General features: G+C 61.3%; 17 protein-coding genes. 3 read left to right on the plus strand and 14 right to left on the minus strand.

Features of this window, described 5'->3' with window-relative positions; genetic code table 11:
• Positions 1-61: 61 nt before the first annotated feature.
• The 8 genes from fdhA to AC3IX1_RS26405 all read right to left on the minus strand — a co-directional run bounded on the left by fdhA (position 62) and on the right by AC3IX1_RS26405 (position 10130).
• Positions 62-1261, minus strand: a complete 1200-nt coding sequence (fdhA, locus tag AC3IX1_RS26370; RefSeq protein WP_489386347.1) for a formaldehyde dehydrogenase, glutathione-independent — start codon at positions 1259-1261, stop codon at positions 62-64.
• 175 nt (positions 1262-1436) lie between these two features.
• Complete coding sequence (gene purU / locus AC3IX1_RS26375) at positions 1437-2294, minus strand: formyltetrahydrofolate deformylase (protein ID WP_477753324.1); 858 nt, start codon at positions 2292-2294, stop codon at positions 1437-1439.
• Positions 2295-2444: 150 nt separating this feature from the next.
• The gene (locus tag AC3IX1_RS26380) at positions 2445-3077 is read right to left on the minus strand and encodes a sarcosine oxidase subunit gamma (protein ID WP_489386348.1); all 633 of its coding nucleotides are present in this window, start codon (positions 3075-3077) and stop codon (positions 2445-2447) included.
• 130 nt (positions 3078-3207) lie between these two features.
• Positions 3208-6225 (minus strand): sarcosine oxidase subunit alpha, encoded by a 3018-nt coding sequence (locus tag AC3IX1_RS26385; RefSeq protein WP_489386349.1) that lies wholly within the window; start codon positions 6223-6225, stop codon positions 3208-3210.
• On the minus strand, positions 6222-6551 hold the full coding sequence (locus AC3IX1_RS26390) for a sarcosine oxidase subunit delta (protein WP_046039383.1): 330 nt from the start codon (positions 6549-6551) through the stop codon (positions 6222-6224). Before AC3IX1_RS26390 ends, AC3IX1_RS26385 begins: the two co-directional genes overlap by 4 nt.
• Positions 6552-6565: 14 nt before the next feature.
• Positions 6566-7816, minus strand: a complete 1251-nt coding sequence (locus tag AC3IX1_RS26395) for a sarcosine oxidase subunit beta (protein WP_007947735.1) — start codon at positions 7814-7816, stop codon at positions 6566-6568.
• A 23-nt stretch (positions 7817-7839) separates the two neighbouring features.
• On the minus strand, positions 7840-9093 hold the full coding sequence (glyA, locus tag AC3IX1_RS26400) for a serine hydroxymethyltransferase (protein WP_489386350.1): 1254 nt from the start codon (positions 9091-9093) through the stop codon (positions 7840-7842).
• Between the two features lie 284 nt (positions 9094-9377).
• The gene (locus AC3IX1_RS26405; RefSeq protein ID WP_489386351.1) at positions 9378-10130 is read right to left on the minus strand and encodes a TraX family protein; all 753 of its coding nucleotides are present in this window, start codon (positions 10128-10130) and stop codon (positions 9378-9380) included.
• Positions 10131-10262: 132 nt separating this feature from the next.
• Here AC3IX1_RS26405 and AC3IX1_RS26410 point away from each other — a divergent pair, with 132 nt between their 5' ends.
• A complete protein-coding gene (locus AC3IX1_RS26410) occupies positions 10263-11303 on the plus strand; it encodes a threonine aldolase family protein (protein ID WP_489386352.1) in 1041 nt (346 codons plus the stop codon).
• Positions 11304-11511: 208 nt separating this feature from the next.
• Positions 11512-12336, plus strand: a complete 825-nt coding sequence (locus AC3IX1_RS26415; protein ID WP_489386353.1) for an SDR family oxidoreductase — start codon at positions 11512-11514, stop codon at positions 12334-12336.
• Positions 12337-12465: 129 nt separating this feature from the next.
• Here AC3IX1_RS26415 and gbcB read toward each other — a convergent pair whose 3' ends face one another.
• Entirely contained in the window at positions 12466-13566 is a 1101-nt protein-coding gene (gene gbcB, locus AC3IX1_RS26420; protein ID WP_489386354.1) for a glycine-betaine demethylase subunit GbcB, read from the minus strand.
• A gap of 282 nt (positions 13567-13848) precedes the next feature.
• Between gbcB and gbcA the strand changes: the two genes are divergently transcribed.
• Entirely contained in the window at positions 13849-15144 is a 1296-nt protein-coding gene (gene gbcA / locus AC3IX1_RS26425) for a glycine-betaine demethylase subunit GbcA (protein WP_489386355.1), read from the plus strand.
• Positions 15145-15922: 778 nt separating this feature from the next.
• On the opposite strand, the gene AC3IX1_RS26430 is transcribed toward gbcA, so the two are convergent.
• From AC3IX1_RS26430 to dgcB, 5 genes are all read right to left on the minus strand, one after another.
• Entirely contained in the window at positions 15923-17089 is a 1167-nt protein-coding gene (locus AC3IX1_RS26430; RefSeq protein WP_489388792.1) for a retropepsin-like aspartic protease, read from the minus strand.
• Between the two features lie 224 nt (positions 17090-17313).
• Positions 17314-17880 (minus strand): GNAT family N-acetyltransferase, encoded by a 567-nt coding sequence (locus tag AC3IX1_RS26435; RefSeq protein ID WP_489386356.1) that lies wholly within the window; start codon positions 17878-17880, stop codon positions 17314-17316.
• A gap of 112 nt (positions 17881-17992) precedes the next feature.
• Positions 17993-18763, minus strand: a complete 771-nt coding sequence (gene etfB / locus AC3IX1_RS26440) for an electron transfer flavoprotein subunit beta (protein WP_489386357.1) — start codon at positions 18761-18763, stop codon at positions 17993-17995.
• 15 nt (positions 18764-18778) lie between these two features.
• Complete coding sequence (etfA, locus tag AC3IX1_RS26445; RefSeq protein WP_489386358.1) at positions 18779-19999, minus strand: electron transfer flavoprotein subunit alpha; 1221 nt, start codon at positions 19997-19999, stop codon at positions 18779-18781.
• The gene (gene dgcB / locus AC3IX1_RS26450) at positions 19999-21945 is read right to left on the minus strand and encodes a dimethylglycine demethylation protein DgcB (protein WP_489386359.1); all 1947 of its coding nucleotides are present in this window, start codon (positions 21943-21945) and stop codon (positions 19999-20001) included. Before dgcB ends, etfA begins: the two co-directional genes overlap by 1 nt.
• Positions 21946-21972 lie beyond the last annotated feature (27 nt).

A 21972-nucleotide genomic window follows, 5' to 3' on the forward strand; every position in this document is an offset into this window, starting at 1 on the left:
ATGATTCATACATAGATAAAAAGGGCGACAGCACGTCGCCCTTTTCTTTTAGCAGTAGTAATTACGCCGCACTAAACATCTTATGCGGATCAATCACAAACTTCTTCGGCACACCCGCGTCAAACTCGCCATACCCCTGCGGCGCCTGATCCAGGCTGATCACCTGCACCCCCACCACTTCGGCGATGTTGATGCGGTCCCACATGATCGCCTGCATCAGCTGGCGGTTGTACTTCATCACCGGGGTCTGGCCGGTGTGGAAGCTGTGGGATTTGGCCCAGCCCAGACCGAAGCGGATGCTCAGGCTGCCCATTTTCGCGGCAGCGTCGACAGCACCCGGGTCTTCGGTCACGTAGAGGCCGGGGATGCCGATCTTGCCTGCCACACGCACCACGCCCATCAGCGAGTTGAGCACGGTGGCCGGGGCTTCGTGTTTCACGCCGTCATGGCCATGGCCACGGGCTTCGAAGCCGACGGCGTCGATGGCGCAATCCACTTCCGGCTCGCCCAGCAGTGCGGCGATCTGTTCGTGCAGCGGCGTGTCCAGGGACAGGTCGGCGATTTCGAAACCCTGGGCCTTGGCGTGAGCCAGGCGCACGGTGTTGACGTCACCGATGATCACCACCGCCGCACCCAGCAGGCGAGCGGATGCGGCCGCCGCCAGACCGACCGGACCGGCACCGGCGATGTACACGGTGCTGCCCGGGCCAACGCCAGCGGTCACGGCGCCGTGATAGCCGGTCGGCAGGATGTCCGAGAGGCAGGTCAGGTCGCGGATTTTTTCCATTGCCCGGTCGCGATCCGGCAGTTTCAGCAGGTTGAAGTCGGCGTACGGCACCATGGCGTATTCGGCCTGGCCACCGGTCCAGTCGCCCATGTCGACGTAACCATAAGCACCGCCCGGACGCGCCGGGTTGACGCTCAGGCACACGCCGGTGTGCATCTCTTTGCAGGAACGGCAGCGCCCGCAAGCCACGTTGAACGGTACGGATACCAGGTCGCCGATTTGCAGGTTCTCGACGTCGCTGCCCTTCTCGATCACTTCACCGGTGATCTCATGGCCCAGCACCAGGCCGGTTTGCGCCGTGGTACGCCCGCGCACCATGTGCTGGTCGGAACCACAGATGTTGGTGGATACCACACGCAGGATGACAGCGTGTTCAATCTTCCTGCCGCGCGGGTCCTGCATTTTCGGATAGTCAATATTCTGCACTTCGACCTTGCCAGCGCCGAGATACACCACACCACGATTGCCAGACATGCTTTCACCTCGCTGTTGTTTTTATGGAACCGCGTTGCCCAGGCAGGCAGCGCGTTAAATGCTCGGGTTATTGCCTGTGTGTCTTGTGTTGTCTGTTATGCCGCTATCGCGAGCAGGCTCGCTCCTACATTGGAATGCATACCCCTGTAGGAGCGAGCCTGCTCGCGATTGCAATCTAAAGAACGACTGTTCTGTTCGCGTTCAAAAACACTCTTCTCTCAATGTGATACCCGACCGCCCGGGCCAGCGTCAGCCCTTCGATATCCCGCCCCTTGGCGATCAGATCTTCCGGGTAATGGCTGTGGTCCACTGCCTCCACACCCTGGGCAATGATCGGGCCTTCATCCAGGTCGTTGTTGATGTAATGCGCGGTGGCGCCCACCAGTTTCACACCCTTGTTGTAGGCCTGGTGATAGGGCTTGGCGCCCTTGAATCCGGGCAGCAGGGAGTGGTGAATGTTGATCGCCTTGCCATCGAGCTTGCGGCACAGTTCCGGCGACAGCACTTGCATGTAGCGCGCAAGGATCACCAGTTCGGCGCCGGACTCTTCGATGACCTGCCACACCTGGCGCTCTTGCGACGGTTTGTCGTTCGGGTCCAGCGGGAAGTGGTAGTACGGAATCTGGTGCCAGTCGGCCAGTGGCTTGAGGTCCGGATGGTTGGAGACCACCGCGGCGACGTCCATCGACAACTGGCCGATGCGTTGGCGATAGAGCAAGTCGTTGAGGCAGTGATCGGCCTTGGAAACCATGATCACCACTTTCGGCCGATAGTTCGGCGCGACCAGTTCGAAGATCATGCCGAAGGCTTCACCGCGCTCGGCGAGGCCCGCGCGGAAGGACTGCTCGTCGAAACCGTCGGGCTGACGGAATTCCACGCGAATGAAGAAACGGCCCGAGAGCCGGTCATCAAAGGAATGGTGCTCGGTGACGTAGCAGCCCTGCTCGAACAGAAAGCGGGTCACCGCGTCCACGGTGCCGAGCACGCTGGGGCAGTCGGCGGTCAGAATCCATGTGTCTGGGGCGCGGCTCATAGTGCGGTGACTCCTGTGAAATCGGTGGATGCCTACTGTAGGAGCGAGCCCTGCTCGCGATGGAGGCCAACGATGACGCGTACTTTCTGATTCAACGCGTTGCCTTGAAGTCCATCGCGAGCAGGCTCGCTCCTACAGTGACGGTGGTGATCAGCCCTGTACGCTCAGGCCGTACTCGGCAGAAGCATCCTGCAACCACAGCCACCAGTAATCCGAGAAGCTGCGACGAATCAGCAGTTCCCAGGTGTCTTCGGCAGTGTGACGGATCATCAGTTGCGACTTGGCGAACACCGTGCCGACGGCTTTGCCCACCGGGAAGTTGTTCGGGTGCACGTCGTAGCTGGTGGACTTCATCAGCACCTGGCGCACGTTAGGGCCGCTCAGTTCGAGGAGTTGCTGGCCGCCGCTGACGTTGACGATTGCAATGTGCAAATCGCCCAGCGCTGCGCGCAGTTTTTGCTCGGCGGCCAGTTCTTCACCGGTCGGCACGATCAGCAGCCACTCATCCGGCCCCATCCATTGCAAACTGGTTTCGCCTTTGACGATGACGCTCAGTGCACCCGGCAATTCGATGCCGAGGGCCTTGTGTACGCCGGCGGCAAACGCGGCATCGTGGCCATCGCCACGGATGGTCAGGTGGCCGAGGAGTTTTTTCTCACGCACGGTCACACCGGCGTTCTTGCGGCCCTTGCCCACCAGGCTGGCGAGGTCGGCATGATGCAGCGACGACTCGGCCTTGGCCCCGGAGGTTGGGCGTTGTTGGTAAACATTGGCTGCGGTCATAAAGCACCTTTCCTGAATTCGTAATCCCTGTGGGAGCGGGCTTGCCCGCGATAGCGATTCGTCAGTCACAGTTGTGCTATCTGGTCTGACGCCATCGCGGGCAAGCCACGCTCCCACAGGTACTGTGGTGTCACACGTTCTGGCGATCGCCCTTCGGATCGAAGAACACCGAAGAAACGATTTCCGCCTCGATCACGCTGCCGTCGGCCAGCGGTGCGAACACTCGCTCGCCCATCCGCTGCAACCCGCCCTTGACCACGCCCATGGCGAACGAATAGCCCAGGGAGTTGTGCAGGTAACTGGAAGTCACGTGCCCCACCATGGTCATCGGGATGGCTTGCTTGGTGTTGAACACCAGTTGCGCACCTTCCGGCAGCCATTTGTTCGGATCGATCGGCTTCAGGCCAACCAGTTGCTTGCGCTGATCACGCACGCAGTCTTCACGGTTCATGCCACGCCAGCCGATCCACGAGAACGGTTTGGTGCGACCGACACACCAGCCCATGTTCAGGTCGTCCGGGGTCATCGAGCTGTCAGTGTCCTGACCGACGATGATGAAGCCCTTCTCGGCCCGTAGCACGTGCATGGTTTCGGTGCCATATGGCGTCAGGTTGTACTTCTTGCCGGCGTCGACGATTTTCTCGAGCACGCCCATCGCGTAGTCGGCTTGCACGTTGACTTCGTACGACAGCTCACCGGTAAACGAAATCCGGAATACCCGCGCCGGCACACCGCCCACCAGACCTTCTTTCCAGGTCATGAACGGGAAGGCTTCGTTGCTCAGGTCGATGTCGGTGACTTCAGCGAGCAGCTTGCGGCTGTTCGGCCCGGACAGGGTCATGGTCGCCCAGTGGTCGGTGACGGAGGTGAAGAACACCTTCATGTCCGGCCATTCGGTCTGGTGGTACAACTCCAGCCACTGAAGTACGCGAGCCGCGCCGCCGGTGGTGGTGGTCATGACGAAATGGTTGTCGGCCAGGCAAGCCGTCACGCCGTCGTCGAAGACCATGCCGTCTTCTTTGCACATCAGGCCGTAACGCGCCTTGCCCACATCGAGCTTGGTCCAGGCGTTGGTGTAGACGCGGTTGAGGAACTCGCGCGCATCCGGGCCCTGGATGTCGATCTTGCCCAGGGTCGAAGCATCCAGCAGGCCGACGCTGTCGCGCACGGCTTTGCATTCGCGCTTCACCGCGGCATGCAGGTCTTCACCGGATTTCGGGAAGTACCAAGGACGTTTCCACTGGCCGACGTCTTCGAACTCGGCGCCATTTTTCAGGTGCCATTGATGCAGTGCGGTGTAACGTACCGGCTCGAAGATGTGCCCACAGTGACGACCGGCTACGGCGCCGAATGTCACCGGCGTGTAGTTCGGACGGAACATGGTGGTGCCCATCTGCGGGATGGTCACGTTCAGCGAACGGGCAGCGATGGCCAGGCCGTTGACGTTGCCGAGCTTGCCCTGATCGGTGCCGAAGCCCAGCGCGGTGTAGCGCTTGACGTGCTCGACCGACTCGAAGCCCTCGCGGGTCGCCAGTTCGATGGCGGCGGCGGTGACGTCGTTTTGCAGGTCGACGAATTGCTTCGGCGCCCGTGCGGTGTTCTTTTCGTGGGGCACCTGGAACAGCGCCAGGGTCGGCTCTTCGAGACGGCTCAGGGCTTTCGGCAGTACGCCTTCGACAGTCTGGAACCCGGCTTCAGCAGCGGCGCGAGCGCCGCCTTCAAAACCATCGGCCAGGGAATCGCCGAGGCCGTAGACGCCGTTGATGCCACCGACGCACACGCGTTTCTGCGGTGCTTCACCCGGTACGAAACCGAGGATGTCTTCGCGCCAGATCGGCTTGCCACCCAGGTGCGAAGCCAGGTGAACCACCGGGCTGTAGCCACCGGAGCTGGCGACCACGTCGCAGTCGAGCCATTCGCCTGGGCTGGTCACGGTGTGGGCTTTGACATCGATGGCGGCCACACGGGCAGCGGTCACGTGCTTGCTGCCACGAGCCTCGATCACGGCACTGCCGGTGAGGATGCGGATGCCTTTGGCGCGGGCTTCTTCCACCAGCGCACCACGCGGATTGCTGCGGGCGTCGGCGATGGCCACCACTTGCAGGCTGGCATCGAGCCAATCCAGGGCAACGCGGTAGGCGTGGTCGTTGTTGGTCGACAGCACCAGCTTCTTGCCCGGTGCCACGCCGTAACGACGCACGTAGGTCGAGATGGCGCCGGCGAGCATGTTGCCCGGCACGTCGTTGTTGCCGTAGACCAGTGGACGCTCGTGAGCGCCAGTTGCCAGCACCACGCGATTGGCGCGGACCCGGTGGATGCGCTGACGCACCTGGCCAATCGGTGCGCGGTCGCCGAGGTGATCGGTCAGGCGCTCGTGAATGGTCAGGAAGTTGTGGTCGTGGTAGCCGTTGACCGTGGCGCGCGGCAACAGCAGCACGTCCGGGGTGTTCTTCAGTTCGTCGATGACGCTGGCGACCCACTCGGTCGCAGGCTTGCCGTCGAGGCTTTCGCGGGAATCGAGCAGGCTGCCGCCGAACTCTTCCTGTTCGTCAGCCAGGATCACCCGGGCACCGCTGCGCGCAGCGGCCAGTGCAGCGGCCAGACCTGCTGGGCCAGCACCGACGATCAGCACGTCGCAGTGCTGGTTCATGTAGTCGTAGGTGTCCGGATCGTTCTCGGTCGGCGAGCGGCCAAGACCGGCAGCCTTACGAATGTACTTCTCGTAAGTCATCCAGAACGATTGCGGGTACATGAAGGTTTTGTAGTAGAAGCCCGGTGGCATCAGCTTGCCGCCGACCTTGCCGAGAATCCCCATCATGTCGTTGTTCACGCTCGGCCAGCCGTTGGTGCTGGTGGCGACCAGGCCTTGGTACAGCGCCTGTTGCGTGGCGCGCACGTTAGGGATCTGCGTGGCTTCGGTGGCGCCGATCTGCAGCACCGCGTTCGGCTCTTCGGCACCGGCGGCGAAGATGCCGCGCGGACGGGAATACTTGAAGCTGCGACCGATGATGTCGACGCCGTTGGCCAGCAGTGCAGCGGCCAGGGAATCGCCTTCGAAGCCTTTGTAGTTCTGGCCGTTGAAGGTGAAGGTCAAGACTTTGTTGCGGTCGATCCGTCCGCCGTTGGACAGGCGATTGATCTGGCTCATACCTTCTCTCCCAGAGCCGTGCTGGCCGCTTTCGGGCTATCGGTCTTGTCGGTGAATTGTGGCTTGGTGCCGATCTTGTAGGTTTCGAGAATCTCGTAGGTCACGGTGTCGCGGGTGACGTTGAAGTACTGACGGCAACCGGCGACGTGATCCCACAGCTCGTGGTGCAGACCGCGCGGGTTATCGCGGAAGAACATGTAGTCGCCCCACTCCTCGTCGGTGCAGGTGTTCGGATCCAGTGGACGCGGGATGTGCGCCTGGCCGGATGCATGGAATTCCTCTTCGGAGCGCAACTCGCCGCAGTGAGGACAGAAGATATGCAACATGGGGATTTCTCCTGTTAGTGGGCAACCGCAGCAGCGCCGTGTTCATCGATCAACGCACCGTTGTGGAAACGGTCGATGGAGAAAGGTGCGGCCAATGGGTGCATTTCACCCTTGGCCAGGCTCGCGGCAAACACGTTGCCCGAGCCAGGTGTGGCCTTGAAGCCGCCGGTGCCCCAACCGCAGTTGAAGAACATGTTCGGTACCGGGGTTTTCGAAATGATCGGGCAGGCATCCGGCGTGGTGTCGACGATGCCGCCCCACTGACGGTTCATGCGTACCCGCGACAGCACCGGGAACATCTCGACGATGGCCTGGATGGTGTGCTCGATCACCGGGTACGAACCACGCTGGCCGTAGCCGTTGTAGCCGTCGATACCGGCGCCAATCACCAGGTCGCCCTTGTCGGACTGGCTGATGTAGCCGTGCACGGCGTTGGACATGATCACGCTGTCGATAATCGGCTTGATCGGCTCGGACACCAGCGCCTGTAGCGGGTGGGATTCGATCGGCAGGCGGAAACCGGCGAGCTTGGCCATGTGCCCGGAGTTACCGGCGGTCACTACGCCGACGCGCTTGGCGCCGATAAAGCCCTTGTTGGTTTCAACGCCGATGCACACGCCGTTTTCCTTGCGGAAACCGATCACTTCGGTCTGCTGGATCAGGTCCACGCCGAGGGCGTCGGCGGCCCGGGCAAAGCCCCAGGCCACGGCATCGTGACGGGCCACGCCGCCGCGACGCTGGACGGTCGCGCCCATCACCGGGTAGCGGGTGTTCTTGGAGCAGTCGAGGTACGGAATCTCGTCGGCAACCTGTTTGGCATCGAGCAGTTCACCGTCCACGCCGTTGAGGCGGTTGGCGCTGACCCGACGCTCGGAATCACGGATGTCCTGCAGGGTGTGGCACAGGTTGTAGACGCCACGCTGGGAGAACATCACGTTGTAGTTCAGGTCCTGGGACAGGCCTTCCCACAGTTTCATCGCGTGTTCGTACAGGTGCGCCGACTCGTCCCACAGGTAGTTGGAACGAACGATGGTGGTGTTGCGCGCGGTATTACCGCCGCCCAGCCAGCCTTTCTCGACCACGGCCACGTTGGTGATGCCGTGTTCCTTGGCCAGGTAATAGGCCGTTGCAAGACCATGCCCGCCACCGCCGACGATGACCACGTCGTAGACCTTTTTAGGGGTCGGCGTGCGCCACATTTTCTGCCAGTTTTCATGATGGCTGAGAGAGTGTTTGAAGAGGCCGAAGCCCGAGTAGCGTTGCATAGTCATTTACTCCAAAACCGCACTCAGCGATAAACCGGGAAGTCCGCGCACAGGGCCGCCACTTGCTCGGCGACATTGGCCTCGACATCGGCATCGCCGAGGTTGTCGAGGATGTCGCAGATCCAGCCGGCCAGCGTGACGCACTGGGTCACCTTGAAGCCGCGCGTGGTGACCGCCGGGGTGCCGATGCGCAGGCCGGAGGTCACGAACGGCGACTGTGGATCGTTCGGGACAGCGTTCTTGTTCACAGTGATGTGGGCGCGACCGAGTGCTGCATCCGCCTCTTTGCCGGTCAGGCCCTGACGGATCAGGCTGACCAGGAACAGGTGGTTGTCGGTACCGCCGGACACTACATCGTAGCCGCGTTTGATAAACACGCCGGCCATGGCCTGGGCGTTGTCGATCACTTGCTGCTGATAAACCTTGAAGCCAGGCTCCAGCGCTTCCTTGAAGCACACCGCCTTACCGGCGATCACGTGCATCAGCGGGCCGCCCTGGGCACCCGGGAAAACTGCCGCGTTGAGCTTCTTCTCGATTTCTTCGTTGGACTTGGCCAGGATCAGGCCGCCACGTGGACCGCGCAGGGTCTTGTGGGTAGTGGTGGTGACCACATCGGCGTAAGGCAGCGGGTTCGGGTACAGACCAGCAGCAACCAGACCGGCCACGTGGGCCATGTCGACGAACAGCAGCGCACCGACCTTGTCGGCAATCTGGCGGAAGCGTGGGAAGTCGAGGGTCTTGGAGTAGGCCGAGAAGCCGGCAACGATCATCTTCGGCTTGCACTCGACGGCCAGGCGCTCGACTTCGTCGTAATCGATCAGACCGGTCTTGGTGTCGATGCCGTACTGCACGGCGTTGTACAGCTTGCCCGAGGACGACACTTTGGCGCCGTGGGTCAGGTGGCCACCGTGGGCCAGGCTCATGCCAAGGATGGCGTCGCCGGCTTGCAGCAGGGCCAGGTACACGGCGCTGTTGGCCGAGGAACCGGAGTGCGGCTGGACGTTGGCATAATCGGCGCCGAACAGTTGCTTGGCGCGCTCGATGGCCAGTGCTTCAACCTTGTCGACGTGCTCGCAGCCACCGTAGTAGCGCTTGCCCGGATAACCTTCGGCATATTTATTGGTCAGGCCGCTGCCTTGCGCTTCCATCACGCGCTTGCTGGTGTAGTTCTCCGACGCGATCAGCTCGATGTGATCTTCCTGACGTTGCTCCTCGGCATTCATCGCCGCCAGCAGTGCATCGTCGTAACCCTGGATCTGGTCTTGCTTGCTGAACATCGCGTCTCTCCCAGCGGCGGCGGTGCGCCATTCGTCTCGGTGAGGCACTGGCGTTTCGGCAGTGCCCTTTGGTAGCGATGGTATGACTGGCTTGGAGTCGTCAAATGCCTACGGGCGCCACGCAAAGGTGCGTTTACGACATGGGAAGAAATGGCTGGCGGAACACGACCGTCGATCCGGCGCGAATCCCCTGTGGGAGCGAGCCTGCTCGCGATAGCGGTGGGTCAGCCACCATCATTACCGAATGTGGCGCCGCCATCGCGAGCAGGCTCACTCCTACAGGGTCAGGCGATGAGCTGTCGCACTGCGAGCAACACCAGGAAATGCAAGGGATAGAGCGCATACGCCCAGCGCCGCATCGGCAGTGGTTTTACGTCATGGGCATGTCGCAACAAGAACACTCCGAGCCATGGCGCGATCAGACACGTGACGATGGCCGGAATCGCCGCGACATTGCCCAGGCGAGCGGCGTGATACAGCACCTGCCACTGATTGGCCGCCAGGCACACCACCCCCGCCAACAGTGCGAAATACCAGGGGCGTTGCAGTACCAGCAGCATCGCCAGCGGCAACAGCACGCCAAAGAACCCGAACATCAATCGCTGGGAGAAAAACCCTGCCAACAGCAACGCGCCCACCGCCAGCAACCGCGACGCAAGCACCGGCTGCTGCCAGCCACGAACCACCAACAAGCCCAAGGCGAGGGTTGGCAGCACATTCAAGGTATCGGGATTGGGAATGTACATCCGGTAAGGAATTTCACTCACCGCACTAAATAGCAACAACCACCCTAGATAGCGCCACTGACCACCGGTCGTCGTAGTCCGCGTGCGCGCCAGATTGGCCGCCATCGCCAGGCAAAACCACGGAAACGCCAGGCGTCCCGGCACATACAACAGATCGGCGGAATAACCGACATATCGCAGGTGATCGAGCACCATGCTCAACAGCGCCAGCCACTTGAGCAGATCCAGTGCCCCGTCGCGCTGCTTTAAGTGCATGGTCTTGTGCATGGTCTTGTGCATTGTCACGTGCATAATTGCCCTTCGACACTGTATTTTCCCGACAGCGACATCCTGTGCGCTCCACCTGACGATCTTGGGTCTAGTGCGCACCCTCATTGACCACGGGACGCTTCACCATAGGCATCTCGACCACGGAAGCAGGCCATGACCGACAAGAGCCAACAATTCGCCAGCGACAACTATTCCGGTATCTGCCCTGAAGCCTGGGCGGCCATGGAACAGGCCAACCACGGCCACCAGCGCGCATACGGCGACGACGAGTGGACCGCTCGCGCCTCCGACGGATTCCGCAAGCTGTTCGAAACCGACTGCGAAGTGTTTTTCGCCTTCAACGGCACCGCCGCCAACTCGCTAGCGCTGTCGTCGCTGTGCCAGAGTTACCACAGCGTGATCTGCTCGGAAACCGCCCACGTCGAAACCGACGAATGCGGCGCCCCTGAATTCTTCTCCAACGGTTCCAAACTGCTGATCGCCCGCACTGAAAACGGCAAGCTGACCCCGGAATCGATCCGCGAGGTCGCGCTCAAGCGCCAGGACATCCACTACCCGAAACCCCGCGTCGTGACCCTGACCCAGGCCACCGAAGTCGGCAGCGTCTACACCCCGGACGAAATCCGCGCCATCAGCGCCACCTGCAAGGAACTGGGCCTGAACCTGCACATGGACGGCGCGCGCTTCTCCAACGCCTGCGCTTTCCTCGGCTGCACCCCGGCTGACCTGACCTGGAAGGCCGGCGTCGACGTGTTGTGCTTTGGCGGCACGAAAAACGGCATGGCGGTGGGCGAGGCGATTCTGTTCTTCAACCACAAACTGGCGGAAGACTTCGATTACCGCTGCAAGCAGGCCGGGCAGCTGGCGTCGAAAATGCGCTTCCTGTCGGCGCCGTGGGTCGGGATCCTGGAAAACGACGCCTGGCTCAAATACGCCAACCACGCCAACCACTGCGCGCAATTGCTCGCCGAGCTGGTCAGCGACATTCCCGGCGTGGAGCTGATGTTCCCGGTACAGGCCAACGGCGTGTTCCTGCAACTGTCGGAGCCGGCCATCGCCGCACTGACCGCCAAGGGCTGGCGTTTCTACACCTTCATCGGCAACGGCGGCGCACGCTTCATGTGCTCGTGGGATACCGAGGTAGAGCGCGTGCGTGAACTGGCGAAAGACATCCGCGAAGTGATGTCTCACTAAAACTCTGGCTTACACAGCCCCCTGTAGGAGCGAGCCTGCTCGCGATAGCGGTGGACCAGCCAACATTGATGTTGGACCTGACTCCGCTATCGCGAGCAGGCTCACTCCTACAAAAGCCATCCGCATCCCCTGATCGTTCGCACCTGAAGACTTCGTCTACATTGTCAGTCGAGCCTGTGCTCACATAACAATAATCAGGAGCGTGCGCATGTCCCTACAAGGCAAAACCCTGTTCATCACCGGCGCCAGCCGCGGCATCGGCCGCGAGATCGCGCTGCGGGCCGCACGCGATGGGGCCAACATTGTGATCGCCGCCAAAAGTGCCGAACCCCACCCCAAGCTGCCGGGCACGATTTTCAGTGTGGCCAAGGAAGTGGAAGCCGCAGGTGGCAAGGCGCTGGCCTTGCAGGTGGATGTGCGTGAAGAGGATGCCGTACGTGCGGCGCTGGCCCGGGCCAATGAACATTTCGGCAGTATCGATGCGCTGATCAACAACGCCGGGGCGATCAAGCTGACCGGGGTGCAGCACCTCGAACTCAAGCGCTTCGACCTGATGCACCAGATCAACACCCGCGCCGTCTTGCTGTGCAGCCAGGCTGCGTTGCCGTACCTGAAGAAGTCCGGCGGCCACATCCTCAACCTGTCCCCACCGCTGAACCTGGCCACCAAGTGGTTCGCCCAATACAGCCCCTACACCGTCACCAAATACGGCATGAGCATGCTGACCCTGGGCATGAGTGAGGAATTCAGGAATTACGGGATCAGCGTCAACTCGCTGTGGCCACAGACGATGATTGCCACCGCCGCCATCGAGTTTCAGCTAGGGTCGAGGGAATCGTTCAAGCATGCGCGCCTGCCGGCGATCATGGCGGATGCCGCCCACGTCATTCTGAACAGCAGCGGGCGCAGCCTGACCGGGCGCCTGCTGATTGATGAGGAGATTCTGCGGGAAAGCGGTGTGACGGAATTCGAGCACTATCGGTTCGCGCCGGACAGCAGCGACAAGCTCATGACCGACTTGTTTATCGACTAAACACCCTCCCCTGTAGGAGCGAGCCTGCTCGCGATGAACCTGAGAACACCGCGGGGGGTCAGGTTGTCAGCGTTATCGTTGACGTCCATCGCGAGCAGGCTCGCTCCTACAGGGACTATTGCGCAACCATTAGAACTCGATGCGCACGTCGCCTTTAGGCACGCTGCAGCACGACAGGATGAACCCTTCCGCTTCGTCTTCCTCGGTGATCCCGCCGTTGTGGTCCATCTCCACTTCGCCGCCCAGCTTCAACACCTTGCACGTCCCGCAAATCCCCATGCCGCACGCTTTCGGAATCATCAGGCCGACCTTGGCCGCCGCCGCATGCACGGTCTCGCCCGGGGCCACGCGAATGCTCTTGCCGGACGCCGTGAACTCCACCTGGTGCAGGTCCGCCACGTCGACTTCTGGTGCTTCGGCCGCTTGTTCGGCGTGCTCCACGGCGTCAGCGCGCGCCTCTGGCGGGGTCGCACCGAAGGATTCTTCGTGATAACGCGACATGTCGAAGCCAGCGGCTTCCAGCAAGCGCTTGACCGCATTCATATAGGGTGTCGGGCCGCAGCAGAATACTTCGCGCTCAAGGAAGTCAGGCGCCATCAATTCAAGCATTCTGTGGTTCAGGTAACCGCGATAACCGGCCCATGGCTCACCCATACCGTGCTTCTCGCAGATCAGGTGCAGGCTGAAGTTGTCGATCCGCGACGCCATGTGTTCCAGCTCACGGTGGTAAATGATGTCTTTAGGCGAACGGGCGCTGTGGATAAACACCATGTCGACATTGCCGTTGGTGTCGTAGAACCAGCGCGCCATGGACATGACCGGCGTGATACCAACGCCACCGCTGAGGTAGAGCACCTTCGGCGCGGTGAAGTCCATGGCATTGAACAGCCCGACCGGCCCGTGCACCGCCAGCTCCTGGCCTTCGTGCAGGGTGTCGTGCAACCAGTTGGACACTTTGCCGCCCGGCACGCGCTTGATGGTCACCGAAAAGCTGTACGGCACCGATGGCGAGCTGGAAATGGTGTACGAACGCATGATCGGCTGGCCTTCAATCTCCAGCTCCAGGGTGACAAACTGCCCCGGTTTGAAGAAGAACAGGATCGGCTGGTCGGCCATGAAGCAAAAGGTGCGCACATCCCAGGTTTCCTGGATGACTTTGACGCAACGGACGATGTGTCGACCATTGGCCCAGGTCTGGGTGGTTACCGGGTTCAGGAAGCTGTTGGACATGCTGATCTCCACGGCCGACTGTCGGCCTTCATGTTGGCGATTCTGCGTATAGCGCGAACCATCCATTTACCTATCTGCGACATTGACATGCTTATCGCGACCAGCCCCCAACGACCGGGGCTTGCGCGTCGGGAACAGATTGCACCATGTCGCCCATGGATAAGGTTCTGGCCTGCGCCGGCCCCACACTCGCTCCATACCAAGACACAACCTTTACACCTTGCGTAGCAAACCTGATTAGCCACTTTCGCCGGCCACGCAGATGGCCTTGAGGATTAAACGATGGACGTCACTACTACCCTGAGCCTGGGCGATCCGCTGGAACCCGCACGCAAGGCCACCGCACAGATGCTGCAAGAGCGCGAGCGCACGTTCTCGCTGCCGCAGCCGTTTTACTCTGACGAGCGGCTGTTTGATATCGACATGCAGGAAATCTTTCAGAAAGAGTGGTTGATCGCCGGCATGACCTGCGAGATCCCGACCAAGGGCAACTACCTGACCCTGCAGATCGGCAAGAACCCGATCATCGTGATCCGTGGCGCCGAAGGCGTGGTCCATGCGTTCCATAACGTCTGCCGCCACCGTGGCTCACGCCTGTGCACCAGCGACAAGGGCAAGGTCGCGAAGCTGGTCTGCCACTACCACCAGTGGACCTACGAACTCGACGGCCGCCTGCTGTTCGCCGGCACCGAAATGGGCGCCGACTTCGACATGAAAGAGTACGGCCTCAAGCCGGTGAACGTGAAGACCGCCGGCGGCTACATCTTCATCAGCCTGGCGGAGAACCCGCCGGCCATCGATGACTTCCTGTCGACGCTCAACCATTACATGGAACCGTACGACATGGAGAACACCAAGGTGGCGATCACCACCACCTTGATGGAAAAGGCCAACTGGAAACTGGTGCTGGAAAACAACCGCGAGTGCTACCACTGCAACGCGTCGCACCCGGAGCTGCTGAAAACCCTGCTGGAGTGGGACGACGTTACCGACCCGCGCGCCGACCAGGCCTTCAAGGACCACGTAGCCGCCTCCGCCGCTGCCTGGGAAGCCGAGAAGATCCCTTACGCCCACGCCAGCTTCGGCCTGCGTAACCGCATCGTGCGCATGCCGCTGCTCAAGGGCACCGTGTCGATGACCATGGACGGCAAACAGGGCTGCGCCAAGCTGATGGGCCGCATCCAGAACCCGGACCTGGGCTCGATGCGCATCCTGCACCTGCCCCACTCCTGGAACCACTGCATGGGCGACCACATCATCGTGTTCACCGTGTGGCCGATCAGCGCCCAGGAAACCATGGTCACCACCAAGTGGATCGTGCATAAGGACGCGGTCGAAGGCGTGGACTACGACGTGGAGCGCATGCGCCAGGTCTGGGACGCCACCAACGATCAGGACCGTCGCCTGGCCGAAGAGAACCAGCGCGGCATCAACTCCACTGCGTACCAGCCTGGGCCGTACTCCAAGACCTATGAGTTCGGCGTGGTGAACTTCGTGGACTGGTACAGCGAGCGGTTGCTGAGCAACCTGGGGGCCGAGCCTGCGCCGTACCTCAAGGGTGTCCCGGTTAGCGGCTAAACATCAAAAGCATCGCGAGCAGGCTCGCTCCCACAGTGGATTTGTGAACGACACAGATCGAGTGTGGGAGCGAGCCTGCTCGCGATGGCGCCCTCAGCATCAACACAGTCCTCTCGGTAATTCCTCTCTTCATTAGAACTGTACGAAATATGATCTATCTCGTTCAGGCCTATGCCCGCCGCACCTCCCAGCCTTCCACAAACAAGTTATCCACACCTCCACCCACAGCAATTGGGGACAACTGTGGAAAGACTGCAAAATTTCTCCACAAAAACCAAAGAAAAACGGTGACTTATCCAGAAGCATGCTTCCACGGGCGCACTGGTCGTTTTTTGATCAGAAGCCTGAAAGGCACGAACGGCGTAGCTTATAGAGGATGGCAAACACCTTATCCACAGAAGCGCCAACAGACTTTGGGGTTAACTTCGAAGACGCTGTGGAAAACCGCTATGACTCGCAAGAAACCGGTGATTGCGTGGAATTCTACGGCTCACAACCATCAATTGATCATTTTTTAACCGAGACCATGTAAGCCGCTGTTTATAAGGCCTACAGCCGATAGCAAACATCTTATCCACAGAAGCGCCAACAGAGATTGGGAGCAAGTCTGCATCCACAACAGCACTTATCCCCTTGAAAAAGCTTGGAAAAACTACAAACAGGACTGGTTGTTTTTTAACCGTCAGCCTACAAGGCTTGATTTGTATGGGGTGTAGCGAGGGGCGAACATGTTATCCACAGAACCACCAACAGGGATTGTGGGTAAACACCGAGTTGTTCAGACTTTATTGAGGCATGAATGACCTGAATCCAGGTCCAGGTTCAATTCAAAGTCTTTGAAGGCGCGCCATCCGAGCAGTATCGACGGGACGTATTGCCCTGCTATCAGCGACGGCGGGATGGTAAAGCCCGGGTAGTATTTGTAGGTGACCGCCATGATGTTGCCTTGCAGGGCCAATACGCCGTCGAAGCGTTGGAAACGCTTGTTGTCGTTGGTGGAAACGCTCGAGCTTCCCGGTGTCAGCGCCTGCACAACGCTGAGCTGCCTGCCGGGTGACGAGGCCGTCAGGTAGTCGACATTTCCGGTATCGATGATGGCCTGCGTTACCCGGCGATCCAGCTGTGCGGCCACCACCAGCCGTTGATTGAGATCCAGGCGGCTGACGACAATCGACGCATCACAACGTGTGGCCGGCGGGGGATTCAGCTCCAGTGTGCTGCTGGTGATCTTCAAGCGCCCCAGCTTGCTGATCAGATCCAGCCCCAACAGGTTATCCCGGTCGCTGACAAAGACCAGGACGTTCTTGAACTCGCGGGTGCCGACTTTCAGCGACCGGAGAATTCCCAGCCTCGCAGCCAGGCCCTTTTCGCCATAAAACGTGCTGTAGCGATAAAAAGCATCGGGCAACAACTTGATGCCCATCTGTTTCGCCGTGTCGATGTTGACCCGGGTTTGCGGTGCGCCCGTGTCCAGTACAAAACGCGCCGAGGCACCATTGGCCGCGCCGATCTCGATAAATGGCAGCACTTGTTCAGCGATGTAGAAGTCGTCGGCATACGGATGGAGCGGCAGCACCTCATGCCTCGTCGAACCGCTGACCGAGAAATCGCCGGTCGCCGCCAGGACAGCCAGTGATTTGCTGCCAAAGGTGGAGAACAGAGGTTTCAGATAGGCGTTGGCCGCAATCGCCCGGGCATGCCTGGCCTTGATCGCCAGATAGTATTCGGGGAGTTGGTTGGCGACTTTGGCTTCGAGCAATCTGGCGAAGACCGTCACCGAACAGCTGAGGTGTCTATCGGCATCCAGCACCTTGTCGCACTGTTGCCGCAGTTGCTCCAGGGACGCGCTACGGCCCTGTTCGGAGTCTATCCAGCGATAAAAATCCTGGTCAGCCTCAGACGCTTTTGTCTGGACGGCAGAGATCAAGCCTGTGGATACCCACATGGCCGATGCAAGGAGTGCCAGAAGAGCGATAGTCTTCATATTCAGGCCAGTCATAAAAACCGGGGGTTATGAGTCAGCGCTGAATGTCTGAAAGCTCCCGAAAGCGTGCCGCACCCTTGATCAGCGCACAGAGAACTGTAGCTCACCGCCCTCGTCGGCGTGGGACGAGAGCGAGGGTTCGTGGCGTTGTGGATAACCGTCGCCGGTCGACCTCTCGAGCAAGCTCAAGGCCTGTGCATAAGATAGGCGTCACCGGTGACGCGGATCATGGGATGAGGGGTGACCTGGCAGGTCTTGATTATCCCGAAACCGTGCCGCTCGTAAAAACGCCGGGCGCCAGTGTTGGCGGCGTAATCGATCAGGCTCAGGCCATTGAGCCCCAGTTGGTCGGCGCGTTCTTGAGCGTGGGCGAGAAACTGTACGCCCAACCCCCGATTGCGCCAGCCTTCATGCAGGGCCAGGCTGGAGATGTACAGGGTATCGGGTACCTCCATGTCGGCGTAGGGCGCCAGTACCGGGTCGGTCGTCGGCACCGCCAGTGGGTCGTGGCGCATCACGTAGCTGTGCATCATGCCAATGACCTGACCACCGGCCTCGGCGATCAGGCAGTTCTGGTAGGAGAAGTCCACGTCGTCGCGTGCATAGCGAATGGCGCCGACATCCAGCAATGCCTGGCCGGGTTCGGCCAATTGGCTCCAGATGTAATCCGAAGCGCCTTCCGATGAAATCTGAAACAGGCGAGCAATCTCACGCGCATCGCCGCGCGTGGCCGAACGAAACAGCACTTCCATTTAGCTGGACTCCACAGGGCTTTGAGCGCCCGATTTAACGCGAACGCTTGAGGCGCGACAACGCAGCGACGGCACGGTTGTTTGTCCGGTTGTTACAGCTTGCAGCGCAGCCCTAGCGGACTACACCTTCCTCAACCAGCAACTTCAGAATCGCCTCGGCCCCGGCCTGGGCCGTCACGCCCTTGAGCACCTGCCCGCCTCCACCACTGGCCTTCGCCGTCGCAGCTTTCATACGGTCGGCACCGCTCTTGGCCTTGATCACCTTCAGGCGCTTGGGCCGTGGCTTGGCCGGTTGCAGGGTGGCGACCGCGAGCAGTTCATCGTCGATGACCTCGACGTCCTGCGCTTGCAGCACGCCGCGTCGGGCCGGGCCGTAAGCGCTCTGCCGAGGCTTGGGTGCGGCGTTATCCACCGTCGCCAGAAACGGCAGGCGCACCTTCAATCGACGGCGTTGACCGCGGGGCAAGGCTTGCAGCACCAGCGCCGAACCGCCATCGATGGACTCGACCTGCGCCAGCCCCACCACCAGCGGCCAGCCCAGGCTTTCGGCCAGCAGGAAGGGCAACATGCCCGAGCCTTCACCGGTTTCCGCCTGGCTGCCGGTCAACACCACTTGAGCACCGGCATCGCGCAAATACTCGGTCAGCGCCGGTAGCGCGTCGGCGCCTTGCGGTTGTTCCAGCACATGCAGTTGCTCAAGCCCCATGCCCAGGTAAGCGCGTAATGCAGGCTCGGCGATGTCGCCGGCATGCAGCACCTGCAAGTTATCCCCAGCCAATTGCAGGCCCAGTTCAACCGCCCGCGCATCCTGCTCCGCGCGACGCGGCCGACCGGACGTCGGGTGGGCGCCGATGGACACCAGGCTGATGATTTTCGTGCTCATAAACCTTTCCTTCCCTTAAGCCGCATCGCGCTTGGCGTCGTTGCGGTAAGCCTCTACCGCCTCGATCAAGGCTTGAAGAATCTCCGCGCTCTCACCGATCACCGAGAGGTCCGCACGCTTGATCATGTCGCAGCCAGGGTCGAGGTTGATCGCCACCACCTTGTCGCAGGCACCAATGCCTTGCAGGTGCTGGATCGCCCCGGAAATCCCCACCGCCACATAGACCCGTGCGGTAACCCAGGTACCGGATGCGCCGACCTGACGGTCGCGGGCCATGAAGCCATCGTCCACCGCCACCCGCGAGGCGCCTTCGGTCGCGCCGAGGGCTTCGGCGGTCCTGTGGAAAAGTCCCCAGTCCTTGACCCCATTACCGCCGGAGAAAATGAACTCGGCTTCGGCCATGGGAATTGCCGCCGGATCGACGGGCACCGCGCCCAGATCTTCGATCCGCGACAGGCTGCGCGCCACGGTTGTGGATAACTCCACCGGCAAGGCTTCGTGACGGGTTTCGCTGACCGGTTCGGCGCACTCGGCAGCCGCCAGAATCAATCGCGCCAGCGGACGGGCAAGGTCTTGCAGACCCGCGCCAGCACGGCCGATGCACTCCTGATCCTTGACCTGCCAGACCCGCGTGGCCGGGCGCTCGCCCAGTGCCGCAGCGAAACGCCGGCCGAGCTCACCACCGCCACTGCGGCTGTCCGGCAGCAACCAGTGACGCGGGCTGAACTGGTTATCCACAGCCCGCAGGCCCTGGACCCGTTGCTCCGGTGCATAACCGCTGAACTCTTCGCCTTCCAGCACCAGCAGCCGGTCGACGCCCGCCGTGGCAAAAGCGTTTTCCTTGTGTTCGCCGAAGACCACGGCCAGCACCGCGCCGTCCTTGCCGGCCAACTGATGAGCCAGGCCCAGCAGGTCGCGGTCGTGACTGCTCAAGCGACCACCGACCATGTCCGGCACCACGCTGATGTAAAACGCCGGCGCGGCCACCTGATGCAGCGGCAACTGCACTTCAACAGCAGCCGAGCGTTTGGTCGCCCCGCCCTGCTGGGCGCCGCTGCGGTCGATGCGTTTGATACCGTTGGGACCAATGAAACCGATGCCATGGGGATTCTTGCGGATGACGCCGTTAGGCCCCATCCAGCTGTGTTGCGCCGGCTGCATGGCTGCGTGCAACGGGTGCAGACGGTTGCGGGCAATCCATTCGGCCCGAGGGTCGCGGCGGATAATGTCGCTCATCAGTGCACCTCCGCGGGTTCACGTTGGGCCGGTGTAGAAGGTTTGGTCGCGGCTTCTTCCAGCAACGCGTCGGCCACCAGTTCGGCAATGTCCTTGATCATCGGCCGGGGTTCGACCACGCCTTCGAGCATTGCGGTGCATTGTGGACAACCTACGGCCACCAGTTCGGCGCCGGTTTCGCGGATGTCTTCCATGCGCATGTCGGGAATCCGCTGCTTGCCGGGAATGTCGGTGATCGGCGCGCCGCCGCCACCGCCGCAGCAGCGCGAGCGGAAGCCGGAACGTTGCATCTCTTTCACTTCGATCCCGAGGGCGCGCAACACCTGACGCGGCGCCTCGTATTCGCCGTTGTAGCGACCGAGGTAGCACGGATCGTGGTAGGTCACGCTGTCGCCTTTGTGCTGACCGAGGTTCAGCGCGCCGGCCTGGATGATTTCCGCCATGTAGGTGCTGTGGTGCTGCACCAGGTAGTTGCCGTCGAAGGCGCCGTACTCGTTTTTCAGCACGTGGAAGCTGTGCGGATCGCAGGTGACGATGCGGTTGAAGCTGTACTTGGCCAGGGTCTGGATGTTGCGTTTGGCCAACAGCTGGAAGGTTGCTTCGTCGCCCAGGCGCCGGGCCACGTCACCGCTGTCGCGTTCTTCGAGGCCGAGCACGGCGAAGTCGATTTTCGCCGCCTTGAGCACTTTGACGAAGGCGCGCAGGGTGCGCTGGTTGCGCATGTCGAAGGCGCCGTCGCCGACCCAGAACAGCACGTCGGTGGATTTCTTTTCACTGAGCAGGTTGAGGTTCAAGTCTGCTGCCCAGTTCATCCGCCCGCCCGGCGCGAAACCGCCCGGGTTGTCGGTAGCGATCAGGTTTTCCAGGACTTCGGCACCCTTGTTCGGGGTCGCACCTTTTTCCAGGGTCAGATGACGGCGCATGTCGACGATGGCATCGACGTGCTCGATCATCATCGGGCATTCCTCGACGCAGGCGCGGCAGGTAGTGCACGACCACAGGGTCTCGGCATCCACCAGGCCGTTGACGATCGGCTGATGCGGATTACCGGCGTGTTCGCCAATCGGCTTGCCGGGATACGGGCTGCCGGCGAACTTGGCATCGGTGCCACCAGCCAGGCCGACGACCATGTCCTGAATCAGTTTTTTCGGGTTCAGCGGCTGGCCGGCGGCGAAGGCCGGGCACGCTGCTTCGCATTTACCGCACTGCACGCAGGCGTCGAAGCCGAGCAACTGGTTCCAGGTGAAATCCTTGGGTTTTTCCACGCCCAGTGGCGCGGTCGGGTCGTTCAAGTCCAGAGGCTTGAGGCCCGTGGAACGACCACCGCCGAAGCGTTCGGCGCGACGGTGCCAGGCCAGGTGCAGCGCACCGGCGAAGGCGTGCTTCATCGGCCCGCCCCAGGTCATGCCGAAGAACAGTTCCGACACACCCCACAACACGCCAACCCCGAGAATCGCCGCCAACAGCCAACCACCGAAGTTTTCCGGGAGGATCCCGGCCACCGGCAGGGTCAACAGGAAGAACGAAGCCGAGAACGCCAGCAGGCTTTTCGGCAGGCGCATCCACGGGCCTTTCGACAGGCGCGACGGCGGGTTGCGTCGACGCAGGTAAACAAAGATCGCGCCGACGAACATGATCGCCGTCATCAGTAACAGCGCATAGCCGAGGAAGCGGTTATGCAGGCCGAAACCATGCACCAGAATCGCCAGCACGATGGACGCCACCGCACCGCCGGCTGTGGCAACGTGGGTGTTGGCAATGTATTTGTCCCGCGCGACCACATGGTGCAAGTCGACCATGTAGCGCTTGGGCATGGCGAACAGGCCGCCGATCAGGTCGACTTTCGAAGCCCGGCCCCGGCGCCACATGGCCACCCGCCGCAACGCGCCCAGGACACCAAGGCCCAGGGCTGCGAACAACAGGATTGGAAGAAGGGTGTTCAACATGGTGAAGCTCCCAAAGACCTCGGGTCT

Source organism: Pseudomonas sp. KH_046_2 (assembly GCF_057838985.1).

Coding starts and splice junctions, on each gene's coding strand:
- etfA (WP_489386358.1), bottom strand. CDS start 19,999: ATGAGCGACATTATCCGCCGCGACCCTCGGGCCGAATGGATTGCCCGC.
- fdhA (WP_489386347.1), bottom strand. CDS start 1,261: ATGTCTGGCAATCGTGGTGTGGTGTATCTCGGCGCTGGCAAGGTCGAA.
- gbcA (WP_489386355.1), top strand. CDS start 13,849: ATGGACGTCACTACTACCCTGAGCCTGGGCGATCCGCTGGAACCCGCA.
- purU (WP_477753324.1), bottom strand. CDS start 2,294: ATGAGCCGCGCCCCAGACACATGGATTCTGACCGCCGACTGCCCCAGC.
- gbcB (WP_489386354.1), bottom strand. CDS start 13,566: ATGTCCAACAGCTTCCTGAACCCGGTAACCACCCAGACCTGGGCCAAT.
- dgcB (WP_489386359.1), bottom strand. CDS start 21,945: ATGTTGAACACCCTTCTTCCAATCCTGTTGTTCGCAGCCCTGGGCCTT.
- AC3IX1_RS26410 (WP_489386352.1), top strand. CDS start 10,263: ATGACCGACAAGAGCCAACAATTCGCCAGCGACAACTATTCCGGTATC.
- glyA (WP_489386350.1), bottom strand. CDS start 9,093: ATGTTCAGCAAGCAAGACCAGATCCAGGGTTACGACGATGCACTGCTG.
- AC3IX1_RS26405 (WP_489386351.1), bottom strand. CDS start 10,130: ATGCACGTGACAATGCACAAGACCATGCACAAGACCATGCACTTAAAG.
- AC3IX1_RS26415 (WP_489386353.1), top strand. CDS start 11,512: ATGTCCCTACAAGGCAAAACCCTGTTCATCACCGGCGCCAGCCGCGGC.
- AC3IX1_RS26435 (WP_489386356.1), bottom strand. CDS start 17,880: ATGGAAGTGCTGTTTCGTTCGGCCACGCGCGGCGATGCGCGTGAGATT.
- AC3IX1_RS26385 (WP_489386349.1), bottom strand. CDS start 6,225: ATGAGCCAGATCAATCGCCTGTCCAACGGCGGACGGATCGACCGCAAC.
- AC3IX1_RS26395 (WP_007947735.1), bottom strand. CDS start 7,816: ATGCAACGCTACTCGGGCTTCGGCCTCTTCAAACACTCTCTCAGCCAT.
- AC3IX1_RS26430 (WP_489388792.1), bottom strand. CDS start 17,089: ATGTGGGTATCCACAGGCTTGATCTCTGCCGTCCAGACAAAAGCGTCT.
- AC3IX1_RS26390 (WP_046039383.1), bottom strand. CDS start 6,551: ATGTTGCATATCTTCTGTCCTCACTGCGGCGAGTTGCGCTCCGAAGAG.
- AC3IX1_RS26380 (WP_489386348.1), bottom strand. CDS start 3,077: ATGACCGCAGCCAATGTTTACCAACAACGCCCAACCTCCGGGGCCAAG.
- etfB (WP_489386357.1), bottom strand. CDS start 18,763: ATGAGCACGAAAATCATCAGCCTGGTGTCCATCGGCGCCCACCCGACG.